Raw genomic sequence first — 19,185 nt, forward strand, 5'->3', positions numbered from 1 at the left:
GCGGGCTGCGCTAGTCGGTTTCATTTTGCCGCCGCCTTTCGGAGAGGAATGCCTGCCACTCCTGCGGCGTGTTGCAGTTTTGCCAGCAGGGTTCCAAATCATCGGGAATCGTCACGGCGACGGCTCCCAGCTTTGACAACACACGACGCAGCGAGCCGCCGCAATCGACGGCGGACGATCTTATTTGTTCCACGATGCCAGCGCGATAGACGGCGGGGAATGGCTCGATGTCGTCGGCTGCGCTGCGCCGGGCGACTGTTGCGCGGTGGGCGGGATCGTGGTGATCGAGCAGCCAGGCCATCGCTTTGCTCGACATCGCCGGCATGTCGCAGGAAAGGACGAGCCAGTTTGCATCCGGGGCCGATGAGAGGGCGCTGAGGATTCCGGCGAGGGGGCCGGCGAAGGCGGGGTCGTCTTCGAGGGTGGTGATTTTTTTTTGCGAGTTCGCGAGGCGATTTGCCGCGGCGCGGGTGGCGTCATCCATGCGGCCGACGAGGGCGATGCGGCTGGCCAGCGGGGCGATTTGGTCGACGGCGAGTTCGAGGAGCGGGCGGCCGTCCAGGAGGAGGGCGGGTTTGGGTTCGCCCATTCGGGAGCTTTGGCCGCCGATGAGGATTGCGGCGTTGATTGTGCTGCGGTTCATGGTTTGCCTTTTTGTCGGGTGGGTCATTTTAGCGGGGAGCGGCGCGGGCGTTTTCGATCCAAAGGGGCTGAGGGGTCCAGGGTGAAGACGGGGGCTTTGATGGCGCGGGCGGCGGGATTGCTGGTGGTCCGTCGCCAAACGGCAAGCCGCTTCGTTGGTCGCGCGCAAGTGCTGCAAAATGGAAGGTGACATATAGTGACACACGCGATTTTTTTCGTTTGCAACTCTTGTGGCGGGCATGGGTTGGGGCTGTTCGCGGTTTGCGTGGTTTTTGGTGGAAACGATGTGAGGCGCGAGGGTGTAGGCGATAGGCTTTAGGCTTTAGGCTGTAGGTATGGGGTGTCGGGCTTGGGGTAGAGGTTTTTGGTAGCGGTGACATCGGACGCTGCCTTCTTCCGGGGTGGTGGAATGGTCTCCAGCTATAGAATCTCATAGCTTGATCCTTGCTCATCGTTCGCGCGGATGAGGCGCGGCGAGAGAAATCGGAAGGGTAAAAGGTGGAGCGAAAATCAGATTGGCCCGGTGTCACCCCCTCGAAGGGCTTCTTCGCGGCCGATACGGATGAACACTCAAGGATTGGCGAGTATGGCGTGCTCTAGATTCGATCCGCTGAAGAGCCTCGCCATCGGCGTCTTCGGTATACCAACGACGCGGCAGCGATCAGTAGCGCACTCGCCGGTTCAGGAACTCGCGTCACGAATACGCCCGAAGTGTTGTCTGCAAATCTCATCTCAATTGCTATGTCGCCAAGCTCATTGACCGACTGGCCAAAGGCAAAATTAAAGAATGCCACCGTACGAAAGTCACCCGACCCAACCTCAATGACATCGCCCTGCCGAACCAGCTTCAGCAGTTCTCCCATTGGGTTCTGGACCCAGATTCCATTGCTGTTCTCCGTTGTTACGCCTGTCCCCCGCAGACTCGCCCCAAAAATCAACTGACCACTTGCGAGCATGTCGATTGTGTTAAAGCGATCGAAGAGTGCGCCGTCGGGAGCGCCAGGGGCTTGATTGCCCGCCCGCGCCACTAAGTCCAGTGTTCCAAATCCTTCAGAATACACTGCACGGCTGTTTGTGAACAAGTTGACCCCAGGGCCGATGAGACTTGTTTTGAACGCCGTTCGGCCCGACTCACTGATTGGCAATGACTGCAAGTTATTGCTGTACATTGCATCGAAGCGAACTCCCGGTAAAGTTCCCGGTGCTTGGTCGCCATCTTGCGCAATAAACCGCAAAGCGTCTTGTGAGCCGGCATAAACCATGAAGCTATTCTGTGCCCCATTAGGGTCACCGGCAAATCCTGTGAACGCCGTTTGACCGGAGCTGTTTACGGCAAAAGCACTTGTCAAGATGTTGCCAAGCAATCTCCCATCTTGAAATCCAGGCGCGGGCATGCCGGTATATGCAACTAAGGACATGGATGAATTCGACTCAACCCAAAGTCCATAGTCAAAGCCACCACCCAAGATTCCGCCTTTCATCGAACCATGAAATACCCTCGTAGGCGTTCCGGTCTTCGAAGAACCTATAAAGGTCAGCCCGGACACGGTCGCACTTGGGGAAACTTCGGGCACCGCGTCTCCCTCCCGAGCCAGGAGCTCAGGAGAACCGCCGCGCTCAGTCCAGACGCTGTCGTGATCAAAATAGGGCACGCCCGCTGCATTACCAAGCGCGGACCAAAAGCTGACGCCGCCATCGGATGCAACGGAGAATTTCGCCGTTCCGATTGATCGAAATCGCTCGCCCTCGTCAAGCCCGGGCGCGAGCGTGCCCGTTCTTGCAACTATTCGAACATTATTCGAATTCCAGCCCCACATCCCGATTGCGCCGGTTGAAGGCATGTCAGGGCCCTCCATGGCACCATTGAATGCAACAGTACCATCAGATCCCAAGTAGTATACCGGCCCGATCAATCGCAACCTCGTCCCCGACTCTACGAGTGGAGCATCAAATCCTTCACGAACAATAAGATCAAGCGAGTTCGCTTCGCCGTGCCATAGTCCTTCGTTGTTTGATGAATCAACTCCCGGCCCTGACACATATCCGCGAAATGCAACTCGTCCGGCGCTGTCAATCAGTGGGAAACCGAAACCATCAAAGGTCAGCCCGCCTGCAATCCCGGCCGCCGTCTCCCCTGAAAGAACGACTTTATTAAAAGTGTAACCTTGATCAGCGTGTACTTTGGCGCCGACAAGAAGTGCAAGAGAAGTCGATAGAACCGCGGTCCACAATTGCGAGACGACTCGAACCCTTGCCCTTTGCACATCCATACCCCTGAAAGGTGGATTAGCGACCGTCTGAATATGCAGTTCACTGCGATTAACTTCGATTTGAGTTCCTTTGACCTTCGCAAGTAAACAATTAGGCACAGTCGAATCCTCCTTCATCAATCCAGAATTGTGAACGTGAGCCTTGTCCCCAGCCCTATCGATTCCGGCTATTGTACACCTGCAAAGTGCGAACTGCAATGGACGCAAACTACCCGGTATGTCAATCGGGAGCCAAGGCAACTCTGCAACTGCTCTCGCCTGCGCTTCGGGCTGGTGGGGTGGGGGCGAGGCGAGGTGATCGGATGTTGAGCCCACGGATTGGTATCCGTGGGCTTGGGAGCGCGAGAGGGTGCCATAGGTGAGGCACTGGTCGCCCAGGCCTGAAAGACTGGGCTCACGGCCCTGCGGGGAAGACCCGTGAACGGGGCTGGGGGGGAATTGGCGATGATTCGGTACGAGGTTGGTTGCGCGGGGGCGTAGGGTGGCTGAGTTTCGCCCTCGCTTTGCGCTTCGGGCTGGTATGGGAGGGCGCGATGCGAGGTAAACAATGAGAAAACCCGCGGATTGGTATCCGTGGGCTTGGTATCCGTGGGCTTGGGGGCGCGGGGGAGGGGTGAATCTATTGTCGCGTTATTTCGCCGTCGGTTTCCGCGACTTCCGCGCATGTTTGCGCTACGGCGTCGTGCGCGATTGGGCTTTGCGGCACCGCTTGCTTACGCGCGCGGCTCGGATCAAGGCATCGCGCCGCGACGCCCTGGCCTCGCGCTTCGGGCTGGTATTGGGGCGCGGGCTTGTCGCCTTAGCGCGCGCCGGGGGCGTCGGGGCCGCCGGATTCTTTGCTTAGCCAGGTGAGGTGGTAGTCCTTGTCTTCCAACTCGTGGGCCACCTTCGTGAGTCGCAGCAGTTTGTAGGTGTCGCACATGACGGCCAGCTCGCTGGTGCGGTCGTGGCCGACGCTCTTCTCGTAGGTGCCTGGGTGCGGGCCGTGGGGGATGCCGGCGGGGTGGAGGCTGATGGAGCCGCTGTCGATGCCGCGGCGGCTGGTGAAGTTGCCGGCGACGTAAAACAGAATCTCGTCCATGTGGACGCTGGCGTGGCCGTAGGGGCAGGGGATGGCTTTGCTCTCGCCGCGATCGAAATAGTCCACCTTGCGCGGGACGAAGCTGCATACGACGAAGTCGTTGCCGGCGAAGGTGAGGTGGATGGTCGGCGGGAGGTGGATCGTGCTAGTCTTGGGCTGGTAGTCGTGAATGTTGAAGGCGACGGGGTAGACGGTGCCGTCCCAGCCGACGACCTCGAACGGAAAGTGCTTGTGCAGGTGGACGGTGAGCACGTCGTCGCGCTTGACGACGAGGCGGAAGGTGCCGGTGCCGTGCTGGGCTGCGTCGTACTTGAGCAGTTCGGTGGGGCCGTGGAAGTCGCGATGGGAGTACGGGGCGTACATGGTGATCTGGCCGTGACGGTTGCGCCACTCCTTGGGGACATCAATGAAGCCGCGACCCTCGAAGACGAGGAAGTCGGGATCGGGCCCATCCCAGTGGATGCGGTACGGGGTGGAGCGCGGGATGAGCAGATAGTCGCGGTCCTTGAAGGGCAGGACGCCGAAGAGGGTCTCGATGCGGCCCTTGCCGCGGTTGACGAAGTAGAGCTCGTCGCCGTCGCCGTTGGAGAAGAAGCGCGGGCTCATCTCGGTGGGCTTGACCATGCTGATCTGGACGTCGTTGTTAAAAAGCAGGACGCGGCGGGCATCGAGGAAGTCGCCCTTGAGCTTCATGTCCTGGGTCTTGATGTGGCGACGGTAAAGCGGCTGCTCGGCGAGGGGCTCGAAGGGGCAGAAGCCGGGGATGGCGAGCTTCTCGACGGCGTTCTCGTCGGTGGGCGGGGTGCGGTAGTAGAGGATGGAGAAGGCGCCTTCGAAGCCCTCGCGGGTGTGGCAGTGCTCCATGAGGAGCTTGCCGTCTTCGTAGTGGGTGGTGTGGGGCTTGGGGGGAATCTTGCCCATTGCGACGTACTGGATCATGAGGTGGCTCCCGCGGAAGTTTTTTTATTTGTGCTTCTGCGGAAGGGATTATATCGCAATCCTGGCGACGTCGATGCGGCTCAGGTTGCGCGGGCAATGAGGGTGAGTGATTCAGCGGCGCGAGGCGACGGCCTCGACGATGGCGGCCTTCAGTTGATTGGCATTGGGCTGGGGTGCGGGGCGCGGCGGGGTCGGCGCGGGGCGGACAGCGCGCGGGGCATAGACGGGTAGGAGGAAGCTGGAGTTGAGATTGACGCCGGGGGTTTCGGCGGAGATTTCGAGGTGCCAGTAGGTCGGGGGCGCTTCGATGAGGCAGGTCGGCGGCGCGTCGGCGGGGACGTCGAAGGCCAGGGCGATGGATCGGTCGTAGGAAGAGGCCGCAACGTCGCCGGCGATGTCGAGCGTCTGCTCGTAGAGGGCGGAAGAGACGATGGTCGTCGTGGTGTCGTTGCCGGACTGGGTCGTGATGTAGGCCTCGCGGATGCAGCGGAGGGTGCAGGTGAGCCTGGTGACGTTGGAGAGTTTGCGGGCGGGGACGTAGTCGAGCTCGAGTTTTTCGCCGAGGTAGTAGGGACATTTGCGGAAGCGGACCTGGCCGGTGCCGTACTTCATCCAGCGGGCGAGGCGGTAGAAGAAGGCGATGGTGTAGACGGCGACGAAGAGATTGACGCAACCGAAGACCATGCCGACTGCCGATCCCTCTTTGAGACCTGCGTAGAGAACGAGATTAAACGGGGCGGCGAAGAGGATCATGAAGAGCATGCCGAAGAGCATCTGGCGGACGCCGCGGGCCTGCATGTCTCGGGCGCAGTGCTCGTTCCACTTGTGGTCGGAGCGCCAGAGCTCGTCGCCGTAGCGGAGCTTCATCTTGCGCGACCAGCGCTGGCGCAGGACGCCGCCGAGGCCGTGCAGCACGACCCACAGACCGGCGATGGCGAAGATGGAGCCGGCGATGACGCCGACCCAGGGCGGCGCGTCGGCGCTTTTCGTTTTTGACGGAATGACGCCGGTGACCATGAGGCAGATGAAGACGCCCATGGCGACGAAGAGGGAGCCGAAGATGACGGCGGGCTTGCCGTGGATGGTCGTGGCGCTGACGGGGTTGTGCTGGGGCAGGACGCGGCCGTCGAGCTTGACGCCGGACTCGGCGAGCTTTCGCTCGATGAGCGAGACGCGGTTTCTTTCTTTTCGGCGTTGAGCCATGTCGGATTATCGTCCCGGGGGGCGGGCGACTTTGGGGTTGGGTGCGGGGGCGGGGAAATCGGGCGGCGGCTCCGAGAATCGGGGCCGGGGGAGACGCGGGGGCGGGCGGGTCACGTTCGGGGGCGCGAGGTTGAATGGGGGGAACGGCATCTGGTAGGCTGGCGACGGTTCGGGATATCGGTTGATTGCCGGGATGGGAGATGAGCATGGGCGCGAGGTTGTTTCGGATGGTTTTGCCGGTGACGTCGATTGAGAAGGCGGCGGCGTTTTACAAGACGGTGCTGGGGGAGGCCGACGTGCGGGTGCCGCCTGGGTGGCACTACTTTGACTGCGGCGGGGTGATACTGGCGTGCTTCGACCCGAAGGCGGACGGCGACGGGTATGAGGCGGTTCCACTTTCGGAGTGCTTGTACTTCTGCGTCGATGACATTGAAGTGACGTATGCGGCGTGCCGAGAGGCGGGGGCGACGTTTGAACCGGGCGACGTGCACGGTGAAGCGGCCGGGGAAATCGCGAAGCGGCCGTGGGGGGAGCGGTCGTTTTATGTGCGCGATCCGTTCGGGAACAAGCTGTGCTTCGTGGACGAGGTGACGGTTTTCGAGGGATAGTTTTCTTGCACTCCACGGCCGGCAGTGGCGCCGGCCGCTACGGGCGGCAGTCGGTTGGGGTGGTGGCGGCGTCGGGGCGGAGGGCGGCGCGGAACTGGCGCGGGGACAGGCCCATCTTGCGACGGAAGAGCCAACTGAAAGAGCCGAGGCTTTCGAAGCCGACCTCGGTGCAGATGGTGGTGATCGGCTGCTCGGTCCTCGCCAACAGGACGCGGGCGACGTCGAGGCGGCGCTGCTGGAGATAGCTCATCGGGGTCTGCTGGAAGGCCATCTTGAACATTCGATGGAAATGGAACGGCGAGAGGCAGGCGACCTTCGCCGCATCCTGGACTGTCAGCGGCTCGGCATAAGACGCGTAAAGAAAATCGCGGGCGTGATGCAGCCGGCGATAAAGCTCTTCCCTTGTCGCGGCGCGCTGGACCGGCAGCGCGTCCACCTCTCGCTTGGTCTGGGCGTGAAGGTCTAACAAACCGTGAGCCAGGTCGTAGAAGCGATCCTCCAGCCAGGACGGATCGGCGTGCAGGTGGCGGATGTCTGCGCGGATGGCGCGGAGGACACCGGCGACCTTTCCCTCCTTGGCGTAGAGGCGCTCGAAGAAGCCGTGCTCCTTGAGGGCGTGATCGTCGCTGCCGCTATCCGGTTCGCCGTCGGTCGAGCGGTGATGCGACTGGGCGGCGCCTTCCATGAAGCCGGGCTGGAAGAAGAAGGTCATCGCGTCGGTGTGGTCTTCGGGGAGGATGTCGGTGTCGTACTCCTGGCCGGGGTTGAAGATGAGGAACTTGGAGTCGTCGACGAGGTAGCGCGACTGGCGGGTGCGGTAGCGGATGCAGCCGGCGGCGACGGACTTGAGGGTGAGGGTGGTCTTGTAGCCTCGGATGTGAAAGCGGCCGGGCCGGGTGTAGAGAATCGTGTTGCTGGTGGGGATCTCGGCGAAGTGGGGATTCACCAGGAAGCGGAATCGCGCGGCAGTCTGAACCATGGGATTGGCCTTCGGGGGTTGTGAGCGGCTCAATCACAGGAACGGAGAAATGGGGAGGGGCTAACCCGGGAGTTTTGCGGAATTGTGGGGATAGGTGAGGGGAGGGAGGGAATCAGGGGTGGCGCGGGCCCCATTCGTCGATGACGACGTGCTCTTTGCCCTCGGGGAGGTATTTGAGCGGCGGCGGGAGGGAGATGCGGCTCAGTTCTTTGAGGGCGCGGAGTTTATCGGGCGGGTCGAGCCTTGGTCGAGCGCGGCTGCGCGCGCCGGAGACGAAGTCGTCGGCGCACTCGTCGCGGCAGACGTTAACCGGGCCCTTCTGGGAGACGCCGGAGCCGGCTTTGTTTTCGATGCCTTCGAGCTTTGTTGTGGTCTGGTTGTCGATGAGGCCGGACTCGATGGCGTTGTCGAAGAAGCGGGTGACGGTGGTTTCGCCGGTGAGGCGGATAGGGATTTCGCAGTTTGAAAAACGATTCTGCTCCAGGGTGACATCCTTACTGGTCGTGGCGAGCACGGCGACTTTGCAGGCGTCGAACAGGTTCCTGCGGATTGACTCGCGGGCGGAGTCGTGGCCCTGTTTTTGGCCGTAGGCGCTCGCGATCAGGTCCTTGTCGTCATCCCACCAGAGCCACACCCCCCTACCGCAGCGTGCGAAGTCGTTGGCGTCGATCTGATTGCCGCGGCCGTGCTCGATGGAGACGCCGTTGTCGCAATCGGCGATGTCGTTGCCCTTGATGACGCTGTTTGAGGAGTAACCGGCCCAGACGCCGTGGACGCAGTGGTGGAGTTTGTTTTCCTGGAAGATGTTGCCGTCGGAGAAGGTGGCCTCGATACCGTTGGCGACGGCGTGGGAGAAGTCGTTGCGGTAGACGATGTTGCGATTGCAGCCGCCTTCGCCGGTGCGCTGGGTGGTTTCGTGGCCGGCGTAGAGGAAGAAGCCGTCGCCGCCGTGGGTGGCGCGGTTGTAGGCGAAGATGTTGTCGGAGCACTGTTCGTAAACAAGGATGCCGGTGGAGTCCTGGCCGCGGGCGTAGACGCCGTGGGAGTAGCCGCGGATGCAGTAGTCGAAGCGGTTGCCGAGGACTTTGCAGTGGTTCGACCGCCACATGGCGAGGCCCCAGCCGGACATGAAGGACATGTCGTTGTCGATGATGGTGGCGTTGTCGCAGTTGACGAGACAGATGCCGTTCTGGCCGTCGCGGGCACGGCAGTTTTTGATGGTGACGTTGTCGCAGTTGCTCAGGTAGATGCCTGCGCCGTACCAAACCCATTGGGAGTGATCATTTTCGTGGCCCCATAGCCAGTCGTCGGTGTGTTCGTTTTCGGGGGTGCTTTTTAGATGCTGGCGGAAGTTGTTGGAGACGTCGCAGTTTTCGATGGTGAGGCCGGAGGCGTATTGAGCGCTAATCGCGATTCTAAAGCCTCGGATACTGGCATTTCTGATCGTAACGTTTTTCGCATTTATCACGCTTATCGCGACCAACGAATACTTGTTGGGCGGCGTATCGGCAGTGGAGCCCATGATCTCAGAATCCGCGAAGTCCACCGTCACCCCATCGGTGCGAATCTGGAACGACCCAGTGCTCCACGGCTTTTCAACCTTTACGCGCGAACGAACGAAAGTCTCGCTGGTCTTGATCTCGCGCTGGTCGGACATGGAGATTTCGAGGGGCGCAGGAGCGCATCCCGCAATGAGAACCAGCATGACAGCCTCGCCAAACGGCAAGCCGCGTCGAATGGGTACTCTGATGCAAGGCATGATCTGCTCCGGGCGAGGGCTGCGCGGTTACTTTGCTTCGGCGTTCAGTTCGTCGAGCAGGGCGACGGCGCGGCGGAGGTGCGGGATGACGATGCTGCCGCCGACGATGAGGCCGACGTTGAAGATTTCCATGAGTTGCTCGTCGGTGGCGCCGCATTCCTTGCAGCGGATGACGTGGTAGGCGATGCAGTCGTCACAGCGCAGGACCATCGACGCGGAGAGGCCGGCGAACTCCTTGGTGAGCTCGTCGCAGGCGCCGGTCTTGTAGGCCGCGCCGTCGAGGGTGAAGAAGCGGTTGATGTTGAGATTCTGCGCGGCGAGGATGCGTTCGTTCATCTTCTCGCGGAACTGCCGGAATTGCCTTAGTCGTTCGCTCATTTGCGTTTTCCCTTTACGGAGTGCTGACTCGACATACTCGGCTCTTGTTCACCGCTTCCTCACGGGCGCGGCTCGGATCAAAAGCGCCGCGACTCGGATCACGTCGCCACCCACAAGGGGTGGCGCTACAGTGACCCAATCCGATTCTCGTCACCGCCCGCGAGGGGTGGCGCTACGGTGACCCAATCCGATTCTCGTCACCGCCCGCGAGGGGTGGCGCTACGGTGATCCAAATCGAACCTCGTCGCCACCCACAAGGGGTGGCGCTACGGTGATCCAAATCGAATCTCTTCGCCACCCCCGAGGGGTGGCGCTACAGTGACCCAATCCGAATCTCGTCGCCGCCCGCGAGGGGTGGCGCTACCGTGATGCGCCTGCGCGATGATTAGGCACACTGACGAACGCGGATTATACTCAGCCGCGATGAGCAGCACGAAGCCGAAAGTGATGATGGTGGTCGGCACGCGGCCGGAGGCGGTGAAGGTCGCGCCGGTGGTGCACGAATTCATCCGGCAGGGCTGGGCCGACGTGCATGTATTGGCGACGGCGCAGCACCGGCAACTGCTCGATCAGATCCTCGATTTCTTCAAGATCACGGCGGATATCGACCTCGACCTGATGCGCCCGGATCAGTCGCTGGCCGATCTGACGGGGCGGATGATTCCGGCGCTAGACGAGGTGTTCGCACGTGAGAAGCCGGCGATGGTGCTGGCGCAGGGCGACACGACGACGGTGATGGTGGCGGCGCTATGCTGCTACTACCGGCGCATTCCCTTCGGGCACATCGAGGCGGGGTTGCGGACGCATCAGAAGTATTCGCCCTTCCCGGAGGAGATGAACCGCGTGATTGCCGGGCATCTCGGCGAGCTGCACTTTGCGCCGACGGAGCAGGCGAAGGAGAATCTACTGCGCGAGGGAATCGGCGCGGAGCACGTGCACGTGACCGGCAACACGGTCATTGACGCGTTGCTGTGGGCGGTGGAGCAGGACCTGCCGAGCGTGCACGAGCCGGTGAACGGGAACCGGCTGGTGCTGGTGACGGCGCATCGGCGGGAGAACTTCGGCGCGCCGCTGGAGGAAATCTGCGGGGCGATTCGCGACCTGGTGGAGTCGCACAAGATTGAAGTGCTTTACCCGGTGCATCCGAACCCGAACGTCGTGGCGACGACGAATCGGCTGCTTGCCGGGCATCCGCGGATCAAGCTGACGGCACCACTGGACTATCCGGAGTTTGTTTCGGCGATGAAGTCGGCGCATCTGATACTCACTGACTCGGGCGGGGTGCAGGAGGAGGCGCCGACATTGGGCAAGCCGGTGCTTGTGCTGCGCGATCAGACGGAGCGGCCCGAGGGGGTGACGGCGGGGACGGCGTGCATTGTGGGCCCCCACCGCGGGCGGATCGTGTCGAAGGCGACGGAACTATTGGACGACGCCGCGGCTTATGACGCGATGGCGCAAGCGTGCAACCCGTATGGCGACGGCAAGGCGTCGGAGCGGATTGCGCGGGCCGTTCAGGCTTATCTCTCGCGGGAGCCTTCGGCGTGCCGCGCATCTTAATGCAGAACCGGCCGGACACGCCGACCCACCCCGGCGGCGATACGGTGCAGATGGAGGAGACGGCGAAGTTTCTCCGAAGTCTCGGGCACGAAGTGGCGCTGGATTACACGCTGAGACCGGATCTCTCCAACGTTGACATCGTACACTTGTTCAATCTGACGCGGCCGTTTGAGACGCTGGCGCAGGCGCGCAACGCGATCGCGCGGGGTAAGCCGTTTGTGCTGTCGAGCGTCTATTGGGATCTGGAGTCGGCGGTACCGGCGGATGCGTATGAGTTTCCGCGCAATATCCTCAGAAAGTGCCTGTCGGACGGCACTCGAGCGCGGCTGCGGGGCTTGCTGGGGCGCGGGTATGGACAGGGCGCGGCGGCTGCACGGGATGCGCAGGCGGAGATACTTAGACACGCGAGGATGATCCTGCCGAATTCCGTTGCCGAGATGGAACATATTATCGAGAAATTTCCCGGCCTACCGCGAGAGCGGTTTCGCGTGGTTATGAACGGGATCAACAGGCCCGAGACGCAACCGCAGGGCGCGGAGCGGAAGATGTTCGTCTGCGCCGGGGCCATCGGTCCGCGCAAGAACCAGCTCCATCTTGTCAAAGCGTTTCGCGAACTGCCGGGCGAGACGTTGCTGGTGATCGGGCAGCCATCGCAGGGCAGCGAGCGATATGCGGCGGCGATGCGAGGCGCGGCGGGCGGCAATGTGCGGTTTCGCGAGCGCGTCGATCATGCCGAGATGTCGGCCATCTGGCGCGGGGCGAAGGCCTGCGTGCAGCCTTCGTACATCGAGACGCCGGGGCTTTCGGCGATGGAGGCGCTGGCCGCGGGGACGCCGATCGTGGTGGCGGACGTGCCGCCGGTGCGGGAGTACTTCGGCGATCTGGCGCATTACTGCGAACCGGGCTCGCCGGGGAGCATCGCCGCGGCATGCCGTGCGGCGATGGCGGGACCTTGTCCTGATGGACGGGCATTCGCTGACCGATACGAATGGACGAAGGCACTGGCCCCGCTGGCCGATGCATACAATGAATTGACCCGTAGTTGAGTGAGAGCGAGCGATACGAACCATGTCTCACGACCACAAATACGCACTCGGCGTTGTCGGCAGCGGCCACATCGCGGGGATCATCGTGAACCGGCTGATTGCCAGCGGCTATCTGAGCGCCGAGCGCATCGCCATCTCTTACAGCAAGAAGCTCGATGCGCATCCGATCGCCGGGGTGAGCGTTTGCGATAATGCCGAGGTGGTGAAGGACTCGCGGCTGGTGATGATCGCGGTGACGCCGCAGCGCTTCGCCGAGGCGGCGCGCACGATCCTGCCGGCGGTGACAGCCGATCATGTCATCGTCAGCGTGATGGCGGGCGTCTCGACACGGCGCGTGGCGGAGGAACTGGGCGGCGGATTGGTGCGCGTCGTGCGGGCGATGCCAAATCTGCCGTTTGGCCTGGGCTGCGGCGTGACGGGGCTGTTTCGCGGTGAGCACGCGTCGGCGGACGACATGGAAGAGTCGCGGCATCTCTTTAACGCGGGCGGCGTGACCGTGGAGGTGGAGCGAGAGGAATTGATGGACGCGGTGACGGCGGTCGCGGGGTCGGGCCCGGCGTATTTTTATTATTTCGTGGAGATGATGATGGCGGGCGGGGTGGCTGCCGGGCTGCGGCCGGAGGATGCGCAGGTGCTGGCGGCGCATGCGTGCGTCGGCGCGGGCGGGATGCTGCTGGAGAAAGGCGCATCACCGTCGGAATTGCGCGCCGCGGTCACGAGCCCGGGCGGGACGACGCAGGCGGCGATGAAAAAACTGGAGGCGTCCGGCGTCGCGGAGCATGTGCGCGAGGCGGTGCTGGCGGCATTTCGGCGGGGCCGGGAGTTGGGGCAACTTCTCGCCAACAGCGGGAACAGCTAAAAGCGCAAATCGATCGGGCGCGGCTGAGGCCTCTCTAGCCGTGATGGAACGGGCACTTGCCCGACGGCTTGGCGGCCGGCGCGGCGGATTCGGCCGGACGGGCCGGGGCGGGGCCGACGCCTTCGTACAACTCACGGTGCAACTGCATGGTCAGGTCGAAGGCGCCGCAGGCCGCATGGATCAGGGCGGTGGACTCCTCGTGCGAGAAGGATGACGCGTTCATGTCGTCCTTGAATGCCTGCCAGTAGTCGCGCTGATTCTCACCGTATGGATCGAGGTAGGTCGTGCCGCGACCCTCGGGCAGGGTGTAGGCGCGACGGACGGCGCGGGAGATGAACTTGGCGCCGTTGTTGCTGCCCTCGAAAACATACTGCATGCCGAGAAGACCGACGGGGCAATGCTCGACGAGGCGGCTGATCGCGAAGAGAAACTTCTCGGTGGCCGGAAGGGGCTTGATCGAATCTTCCTTGCGCTCAAAGTAGGCGAGATCGTCGCGGAGATACGGCTCCTGGAACTGGTAGTCGCGGAGGACGCGGGCAAAGGCGGGATGCTTTGACTTGTTGTCGCGCAGGGCCGATTCCAGGGCGCGGTGGATCAGGAAGAGCTGGGCGATTGACTCGACGTAGCGATCGAGCGGCAGACGTCCCTTGACGAGCTCCTGATTGAAGGCTCCATCTTCGGTGGCGTCGTGCCGGGCCTGAGTCTCGGTCTTGAGTTTCAACATGATGGGTGTGTCAGTTTCCTGCGCGAGCATCGTTCTCGTCTCCTATTGAAAAACCCTGTGGGTAATCGATTGAATCAGTCGGCGAGGCGATTGGCCAGAATGGCGGGAATCGCGAGCCAGAGCAACCCCTTCAACAAAAAGAACATGAAACCAAAGAACCCCAGTTTCTTGAGCCAGGAAAAGGCGGGCTTGCGGGCGGGTGATGCTGGCGAATCCGTTGAGTCGCCCTTTTCGGCGGCGAACCGACCTGCTTCTGCGTGACCGGCGAGTTGATTCATCCTGAACGACTCCATATCTAGGCCTGATGGGTAGCGGGCAGTCAAGTTGTTTGAGCGGAACGCTCCGCCGGACTGTCGCCACGCGAACCCTACTTGAGACTGAGTCTCAAAATCGCATTGTATAAAGCTCCTCCCCTTCGTCAAGGCCTTCAAACCGGGCCTGCTGGTCTGCTTGGAACACCCCGGAGGACGGGTATGGCGAGTCACCGGACGATAGGCGCCATTAGACCGTGGTCTAACAGCAGAGCGTTTGTTATGTCGGGGAAACAACCAATCTGACTTGAAGTGAGGGAGCGTTTCAGCCTGGAATCGAGAACGGGGGTGAAATCGCGCTCAGGGCGCCTGGCTGCCCTTTTCCGGGTCGGCCTCGGGCTCCTTGTCGGACTTGGTATCCGTCGGAGGAGTGGCGGCGGGTTCGCCCGGCTTGTCTTTGGCGGGGGCAGCAGGCGTCTTTGCCGGGGCGGGCGACGGCGTGCCGGCCTTCTTGTCGTTCGTTTCCTTGATGTCGAACTGGCCGGCGAGCATCTTGTACCAGGCCTCGAGCTGGCGAATCTTCTCGGCGTCGGCGCTTTGGAGCTGCTTTTGATCGGGGAGGGTACGCAGACGCTGATCGAGCGTGGTGAACAGGTCGCCGATGGGCCGCTCGAGCTTCTTGCGGCGGCGCTCGATTTCCTGCTTGTCCCACTTGGGCTTGGCGGACAGCGTCTCGGCATCCAGCGCCGCAAACTCGCTTCGCTTCTGATCGCGGTAGCGAGTGGCCTGATCGCGGATGTCCTTGTAAATCTTGTCGCGCGCCGAGATGGCCTGCTTGTCGTCGAGCTGGTAGGTGTCGATGAACCGGTTGACGTAAGCCAGCCAGCTATCTTCGACCTGCCGCTGAATCACGGGCTGCTGGGGGTCGGAGACGCGGCCCTGCTGAGCGGGCGTCGCGCCGCCGCCGGAAAGGCCGGTCTGCTGGGCGTTCTGAGCCTGCTGGGCGTTGGCGAGCATGGGCGGTGCGTTGCCGGCCCGCCACGTGTCGAGCATGCGCGAGACCTGCTCGAAGTTGGCATGCATCGCGGCGAGATCGGCGTCGTGGGTCACCTTCTGCGTTTCGTCGAGGATCTCGCGCCATTCGGCGTTGCCCTCGAGAATCGCATTCTGTGCGGCGAGATAGATCGGCGCGGCCCGCTCGGCCCATTTCTGATAGGCCTGCGGGGAACCGAGTGACTTGCCCAATCTCAGGTCGATTGATTCGCGAAGCAGCTCGCGGATGTCCTTCTCATGAATGTCGAGGAACGCGCGAACCCGGCCGGTCAGGAGCAGACGGGTGTACTCGGATTGAGCGTCGTTGAGGTTGTATCGTCGCGAAATCTGGACGACGGCGTCGTCCATCATCTGTTCGGTGTTCCACAACTCGGGATTATTCGGGTGGGTCTGGGCGGTGACTTTCTGCTCACCGGCGGGCTGGGTCGCGGAGACCGGCGTGTCGGTAGACATCTGCGGCGCCGGTTCCTGTGCCGACGTGACGGCGGTCGTCAGCGCGAGGGCGATTGCGGCCAGAAAAGTCGATCTGACAAAGGCCCGAACTCGATTCGTGGAGTGGATTGAATGGATCGCACACATGAGCATCTATTGTACCTGTAGTTGGTTATGGCTGCCACGCGAGGCGTTATACAGTATTCCTACCGATTGTATGTCGGACGGCGGGCCCGGTTGCAAGAACAGGAATTGCGGTGCCGTAGTCCGTAAAAGGTGAATCCGGCCGTCTGGACGCTGGAAACGCCGGTCACGAGGTGGCCGAAGTGGTCCGAAGCCCCCTGGGAAGCGGGCTCGGCCGGGAAACCTGTCGTGCGAAATCGTCCTCGAGGTCGACTCACGAGGGTCGTTCGGGGTCGTCACGGGGATGCATACCTTGCGATGATTGAACAGCGGGACCGCGAAGCAAAGGAACCTCCGGGATAACGAGCTGAATCGACGATGGGTCGACTTTCTAACGGGCGAATTGGGCGCGTGTCTGTCTCGATGCGTCGGCGGTCGACGGCAATTCTGCGGCATCCGCCCCGGTTGGGCAGGCGGCGCGAGCGAGCGCCACAGGCGCGACGGTTTGGAGCGCCGAAGGGCGAAAAGTTTTGACCGCAGTTGGATATGGGAATAAAACATGTACATTCAGCCGCGTGCATTCTGAGGGGGTGGGCTGCGCGCGGCGACAAGTAACCCAATCCGGCGATTCCGGGAGTTAATAATTTCCTGATGTATGCTTTGTCCAACTTCGCAGCCTGCCTGTTCATCTCGGTGGGCGCATTATTGCCGAGCGGCGCGCAGCCGACGGAGGCACCGCCCGCGACGGTGACTCCGTCGACTGCGCCGGCGGTCAGCGCGGAGCTGGACCAGAGCTTCAACCTTCTCACCGCGAACAACACGCCGGACGCTCGCAAGCTGGGCGCTCGGCTGCTATTGGAGTCGGGGGATGAGGCGGCGATCACCAAGCTGGTCGGCGTGCTCTCGGCCAATCCGCCGGATCTGGCGGCACAGTTGGCCGTCTGCGCGGCGATTGCGGAAGTCGAGAAGCCCTCACCTCAGATTGTGGAGCCGCTGATCTCGCTGCTTGGAAACCCGAGGCCCGACACACTCGAGGGGGTGACGCGGGCGATTCGAAAGTTCGACAGCCGCATCGTGGTGGCCAAGCTTCGACCGATTGCGATTGAGCCCGCCAACCCGCGCCCCAAGCGCATCGGCGCGATACGAGCGTTGGGCGCGCTGGGCGAAGATGTCCAGGCGCTGGGCGTGCTGGCTGCGCTATTGGAGGACCCGAACCCTGCCGTTCGCCACGCCGCCCTGATGGCTTTCGGCGAGGCAACCGGCGTAAGCGCGACGGATGCGGCGGAGGCACTGGCATGGTGGCGACGGACGTCTTCGAAGACGGGCGAGGGCTGGTATCGGGCGATCATCGAGTCGCGAGCGCAGCAGGTCTCGCGGTTGATCCGCGAAAGAACTGATCTGGTACGTCGACTGGTCAGCGCATACCGCGACGCTTACCTCGCGACGTCGGAGGCCGATCGCCCGCGACTGATTCAGAGTCTTCTGGGCGACGAACTGGCATCGGTTCGCATATTGGGCCTGGACCTGATCAACGATCTTATCACGGATCGAAAGGAAGTCTCTCCGGAAGCGCGGGCGCGCATCGCCGAACTGACGATTGACGCCGACGCGCGCCTTCGATTGAAGGCGACGCGGATCGTCGGGGATCTGCGACTTTCCTCGGCGAGCACGCAGTTGATCGAGGCGATGCAGCGCGAGATCGACGATGAGGTCCGCGCCGCACAGGCGACGGCGCTGGGCCGTCTGGACGATCTGGCGGCGCAGGCGCCACTCATGGATCGGCTCGATGACGACTCTCCGGTCGTTGTGGGCGAGGCGGCTGGGGCCCTGGGCGTGCTGCTGCGGCGCGGCGGTAACCGGGACCCGCTGACCACGCAGGCGGCCATCGACAAGTTGCAGGCCCGCTACGGGAAACTGGGACCGCAGGACGACGAGCTGCGCGAGCGATTCATCCAGGCGATGGCGAACATCGGCGCGGCCTCGTTCCGGAAGGTGCTGGAATCGGAAATCGCCGACAATCGTTCCGTTCGCGTGCGCAGCGCCGCCATTTCCAGTTTGGCTACCTGCGAGGATGCCGGCGCGGCCGATGCGATCCGTCCGCTGACGCAGTCATCGTCGCCCGACATCCGCATGGCGGCGGTCTCGGCGCTGGGGATATGCGGCTCGGACGAGCGGGACCTGGAGGCGCTTCGCGGCAGGCTGGACAACGATCGCGAATCGGATGCGGCGATCCGCATGGAGGCTTGGGAGAGCTATCTGCTGATCGCGCGAAGGCTCCCGGCCGAGACGCAGATTCGCATTTCCGACCGGATGGATCTTCCCGATGACCCTTCGTCCCAGCGACACCGGCTCGATCTGCTCAAGGCGCTTCGCACGGACGAGGCCCAGTTCGAGGCGCTGGCTCAGAATCTGAAGATCGACGTCCTCGAGCGCATGGCGGACGCGCAGGTCGAGCTCAAGGAGTTCACCTCCGCCTCGGCCAGTCTCGAACAGGCGATGAGACTGCTCGGCGGCAAGCAGAAGGATCGCTTCGCCGCTTTGGCGCTGCGATCTTTGTCGGCGCTCTTCCAGGGCCGCGAGGATGCGGCGGCGGTCGCCCGACTCGGAGAGCTTTTCGACGGGCAACAGATCAACGGCGAACTGGAAGACACGCGCGGAGCCGCCGATGCGATCATCGCCGAGTTGAAGGCACGGCTGACGTCGGCGTCGGACGGCGCTTCCTACGAGGCGGCGCTCGGTTTGATCAACCTGCTCGGCGGATTCGCCCATAAGGCGGGCGACACATTTGCGCGCGAGCTTCAGAGTATTCGCGACGCGCTTTGGGCGAAGCGCGATCGCAGCGTTGATGAACTTCTGGCGGTCATCGCCCGTGATCCCGAGGCCGAGGCCAAGCTGTTTCACCTGGGCAAACAAGCCGTGCTGCCGCGGATTTACGATCGCCTTGTCAGTGCGAATCCGGACGACGAGGCGGCGACCGACGTGGAAGTTCGCCTGGTTCAACTGGCGAAGCGCTTTGTGCCCTCATGGCCCGGCGTTGAGAACGGCGGCACCGCGAGCGATCGCGCGCAGGCCCTTAATCGCCTGAAAGAAGCGATCGAGAGTCAGAACGCGACCCCGCGACCGATTGAGAACCCGTCGTAATGAGTTGATTTTCGATTGAATTCTCGACGCGATGTTAACGCTTCGCGGGTATCAAGGTCCGAAACGAAAAATCGCTCGAAAGAAATTGCATTCCACTTGTTCGTGTGCTATCTATCTATTGACGAGCGCTTCGAGCGATG

General features: G+C 62.5%; 15 protein-coding genes. 5 read left to right on the top strand and 10 right to left on the bottom strand.

Annotated elements, in window-relative coordinates; all coding sequences use genetic code 11:
* Nucleotides 1-10: 10 nt before the first annotated feature.
* The 4 genes from HS101_02010 to HS101_02025 all read right to left on the bottom strand — a co-directional run bounded on the left by HS101_02010 (nt 11) and on the right by HS101_02025 (nt 6,135).
* On the bottom strand, nt 11-643 hold the full coding sequence (locus HS101_02010; GenBank protein MBE7505040.1) for a molybdenum cofactor guanylyltransferase: 633 nt from the start codon (nt 641-643) through the stop codon (nt 11-13).
* Between the two features lie 595 nt (nt 644-1,238).
* Nucleotides 1,239-3,029 (bottom strand): hypothetical protein, encoded by a 1,791-nt coding sequence (locus HS101_02015; GenBank protein MBE7505041.1) that lies wholly within the window; start codon nt 3,027-3,029, stop codon nt 1,239-1,241.
* A gap of 682 nt (nt 3,030-3,711) precedes the next feature.
* Entirely contained in the window at nt 3,712-4,932 is a 1,221-nt protein-coding gene (locus HS101_02020; protein ID MBE7505042.1) for a homogentisate 1,2-dioxygenase, read from the bottom strand.
* A gap of 111 nt (nt 4,933-5,043) precedes the next feature.
* On the bottom strand, nt 5,044-6,135 hold the full coding sequence (locus HS101_02025; protein MBE7505043.1) for a hypothetical protein: 1,092 nt from the start codon (nt 6,133-6,135) through the stop codon (nt 5,044-5,046).
* A 206-nt stretch (nt 6,136-6,341) separates the two neighbouring features.
* On the opposite strand from HS101_02025, the gene HS101_02030 reads away from it, so the two are divergent.
* Nucleotides 6,342-6,743, top strand: a complete 402-nt coding sequence (locus tag HS101_02030; protein MBE7505044.1) for a VOC family protein — start codon at nt 6,342-6,344, stop codon at nt 6,741-6,743.
* Between the two features lie 37 nt (nt 6,744-6,780).
* Here the strand turns inward: HS101_02030 and HS101_02035 are convergent, their stop codons facing one another.
* The 3 genes from HS101_02035 to HS101_02045 form a co-directional block, all read right to left on the bottom strand.
* On the bottom strand, nt 6,781-7,722 hold the full coding sequence (locus HS101_02035) for a helix-turn-helix transcriptional regulator (GenBank protein MBE7505045.1): 942 nt from the start codon (nt 7,720-7,722) through the stop codon (nt 6,781-6,783).
* Nucleotides 7,723-7,834: 112 nt separating this feature from the next.
* Nucleotides 7,835-9,481 carry a right-handed parallel beta-helix repeat-containing protein gene (locus HS101_02040; GenBank protein MBE7505046.1) on the bottom strand — a complete coding sequence of 549 codons (1,647 nt, stop codon included), beginning with the start codon at nt 9,479-9,481 and terminating at the stop codon, nt 7,835-7,837.
* A 27-nt stretch (nt 9,482-9,508) separates the two neighbouring features.
* Nucleotides 9,509-9,859 (bottom strand): carboxymuconolactone decarboxylase family protein, encoded by a 351-nt coding sequence (locus tag HS101_02045; GenBank protein ID MBE7505047.1) that lies wholly within the window; start codon nt 9,857-9,859, stop codon nt 9,509-9,511.
* Between the two features lie 423 nt (nt 9,860-10,282).
* On the opposite strand from HS101_02045, the gene wecB reads away from it, so the two are divergent.
* The 3 genes from wecB to proC are packed head-to-tail and all read left to right on the top strand — an operon-like array spanning nt 10,283 to nt 13,321.
* Complete coding sequence (gene wecB / locus HS101_02050) at nt 10,283-11,416, top strand: UDP-N-acetylglucosamine 2-epimerase (non-hydrolyzing) (protein MBE7505048.1); 1,134 nt, start codon at nt 10,283-10,285, stop codon at nt 11,414-11,416.
* Complete coding sequence (locus HS101_02055; GenBank protein ID MBE7505049.1) at nt 11,401-12,462, top strand: glycosyltransferase family 4 protein; 1,062 nt, start codon at nt 11,401-11,403, stop codon at nt 12,460-12,462. Before wecB ends, HS101_02055 begins: the two co-directional genes overlap by 16 nt.
* Nucleotides 12,463-12,484: 22 nt before the next feature.
* Nucleotides 12,485-13,321, top strand: coding sequence for a pyrroline-5-carboxylate reductase (gene proC / locus HS101_02060; GenBank protein MBE7505050.1), 837 nt, complete (start codon nt 12,485-12,487; stop codon nt 13,319-13,321).
* A 34-nt stretch (nt 13,322-13,355) separates the two neighbouring features.
* Here proC and HS101_02065 read toward each other — a convergent pair whose 3' ends face one another.
* The 3 genes from HS101_02065 to HS101_02075 all read right to left on the bottom strand — a co-directional run bounded on the left by HS101_02065 (nt 13,356) and on the right by HS101_02075 (nt 15,802).
* Entirely contained in the window at nt 13,356-14,075 is a 720-nt protein-coding gene (locus HS101_02065) for a biliverdin-producing heme oxygenase (protein MBE7505051.1), read from the bottom strand.
* Nucleotides 14,076-14,119: 44 nt separating this feature from the next.
* Nucleotides 14,120-14,323, bottom strand: a complete 204-nt coding sequence (locus HS101_02070; GenBank protein MBE7505052.1) for a hypothetical protein — start codon at nt 14,321-14,323, stop codon at nt 14,120-14,122.
* 333 nt (nt 14,324-14,656) lie between these two features.
* On the bottom strand, nt 14,657-15,802 hold the full coding sequence (locus HS101_02075) for a hypothetical protein (GenBank protein MBE7505053.1): 1,146 nt from the start codon (nt 15,800-15,802) through the stop codon (nt 14,657-14,659).
* Between the two features lie 753 nt (nt 15,803-16,555).
* Between HS101_02075 and HS101_02080 the strand changes: the two genes are divergently transcribed.
* Nucleotides 16,556-19,045 (top strand): HEAT repeat domain-containing protein, encoded by a 2,490-nt coding sequence (locus HS101_02080; GenBank protein MBE7505054.1) that lies wholly within the window; start codon nt 16,556-16,558, stop codon nt 19,043-19,045.
* Nucleotides 19,046-19,185: the final 140 nt, after the last annotated feature.

It is taken from the genome of Planctomycetia bacterium (assembly GCA_015075745.1).
Classification (GTDB): domain Bacteria; phylum Planctomycetota; class Phycisphaerae; order UBA1845; family UTPLA1; genus UTPLA1.